This window comes from Youngiibacter fragilis 232.1 (genome assembly GCF_000495435.3).
GTDB lineage: Bacteria > Bacillota > Clostridia > Clostridiales > Clostridiaceae > Youngiibacter > Youngiibacter fragilis.
In genome coordinates, this window is record NZ_AXUN02000031.1 from 1 (window position 1) to 2,060 (window position 2,060).

Annotated in this window: 2 protein-coding genes; both read right to left on the bottom strand. The window is 46.7% G+C overall.

Annotation, left to right across the window (positions count from 1 at the left end; translation table 11 throughout):
* Positions 1-985, bottom strand: a 985-nt coding sequence (locus tag T472_RS01955) for an IS91 family transposase (RefSeq protein WP_023863261.1), incomplete at its 3' end; no start/stop codon positions are given.
* Positions 978-1,844, bottom strand: coding sequence for a tyrosine-type recombinase/integrase (locus T472_RS01960; RefSeq protein WP_023863262.1), 867 nt, complete (start codon positions 1,842-1,844; stop codon positions 978-980). The genes T472_RS01955 and T472_RS01960, both read right to left, overlap by 8 nt.
* Between the last annotated feature and the right edge of the window lie 216 nt (positions 1,845-2,060).

Below are 2,060 nucleotides of genomic sequence, written 5' to 3' on the forward strand. Positions count from 1 at the left end.
CGATGGCTATCTTCTTGCGCTTTGTCCTGTTGCTGAGAAGACCGTAATGCCTGATCTTTACGAACCCTTTAGGGAGAACGTGCATAAGGAATCTCCTGATGAACTCCTCATTCCTAAGGGTGAGAGTGGTTTTGTCTCCTGACTTGTAGTCCTTGACGCTGAAGGTTACTGATTCATCGCCGGCATCGAGTATCCTGGAATTGCTTATTGCAATCCTGTGGGTGTATCTGCCGAGGTATTCAATGACATTGGCAGCACCCTTGAAGGTCTCCTTGATGTGGGGTACCCACTCGGTGGAATACATTCTTGTAAGGAAGCTGTTGAACTCCTGAGGATACTGAAGTATGCTTGTGTCACCTGGGAATGACAGTTTCCCTTCGAGGTACAGCCTTTTGAGTGAGCTTAGGAACTTGCCTCTGAAGAGCCTGGAAACCACCTTGACCGGGAACAGGAAATTCCTGTCCGCAGCTACGAACTTGAGGGACTTGTTTAGTCCTCCGCCAAGAACGATGGCGTGTATATGCGGATGGAATGACAGATTGCTCCCCCAGGTATGCAGGATGCTCAGGAAGCCGATATCCGCACCCATATGCTTATCGTCCCGTGCCAGTTCAAGCAGGGTTTCAGAGCTGGCGCTATACAGCAGGTTGTAGAGAAGCCTTTTGTTGTAGTAGATGAGAGGATTGAGGTCAGCAGGTACGGTGAACACCGCATGGAAATACGGGGCGTCCACCACGTCGGCTTTCCTGGCATCTATCCATTTTTCCCTGGTCATTGACTGGCAGCACGGACAGTGGCGGTTTCTGCAGGAGTTGTAGTGCATGTGGGTTGAACCGCAGTCATGGCAGGTTGTCATGTTGCCACCCATGGCGGGAGTCTTGCAGCCGGTGATCGCCCTTGCAACCTTGTCAGAGTCATTGTTTTCACCGTACATTTCAAGATAGCTTCCGTAGCTCTGATTGAAGACCTGCTGAACCTTATACATTCAAGCCACCATCAAACGGGTTCTTGAAATGTGAAGGACCTGTCCTGGCCAGATGTATGTATATTGCTGTGCTGCTCAGGGACCTGTGACCGAGAAGCTTCTGTATGGTAATGAGGTCAGCACCGCTCTCGTAGAGATGTGTCGCGAAAGAATGCCGGAAGGTATGGGCGGAAATATGTTTGGACCAGTTAAGGCTATTAAGATGGTTTGAGATGAGACGTCCAATTGTGTTTGACGATACATGCTGATTCGCTTTTCTGCTTGGGAATAGCCACTCCATGGGACGGCCATATCTTTTCCAGTATTCGCTAAGTATCTTCAGAGCGTCGGTGGACAATGTGGCATATCTTTCAGACCTGTTTTTCGAAGCGCTGATGAATATTCTTCCATACTTTCTGCTGATGTCCTCATACCTGAGATGGCAGAGTTCAGAAAGCCTGAGCCCTGAAGAATAAAGCAATGCGACACAGGCCTTGAGCCTCAGGTCTTGGACTGAACCGATGAATTCCATAGTTTCTTCCAGAGTCATGACTTCGGGAAGATAGGTGTTTTTCTTCATGGAAGGTACTTCGTACTTGTTCCAGGACTGCTTCAATATATACAGCCTGAAGAACCTTATTTGAGACAGATGAGCATTGATGCTGTGGTTGGAAAGCTTCCTTGTATTCTTTAGGAAGAGGATATATGTCCTTATGTCAGCGAAAGATGAGTCAGCGGGGCTGATATCCATAGAGTCAAGCCACTCGAGATATGACTTGAGGAATGACTGATAGTTCTTTCTGGTATTTTTAGAGAGGTCTCTGATCTCGAGGTAATAGTCCAATTGGGTGAGATAGTTTTCCAGAACATTCTTGTCCATTTGGGAACTCCTTTCAAAAAGCACAATGATGCATGGAGCAGCAGTGCTTTAGGAGGGCCCCTTGAAGATAATCTTAAAATAGAATTGTTATGTTGTTGAAAAGGCGCAAATATGATAACATAGGCGTACAATAGTAGTTGTTCTCCTTGGTTATTTGTGGTGTGTGGTAACTCAACAATAAACCATCAAGGGAGATACATCTACTATTTTTTTCAC

Coding starts and splice junctions, on each gene's coding strand:
- T472_RS01960 (WP_023863262.1), bottom strand. CDS start 1,844: ATGGACAAGAATGTTCTGGAAAACTATCTCACCCAATTGGACTATTAC.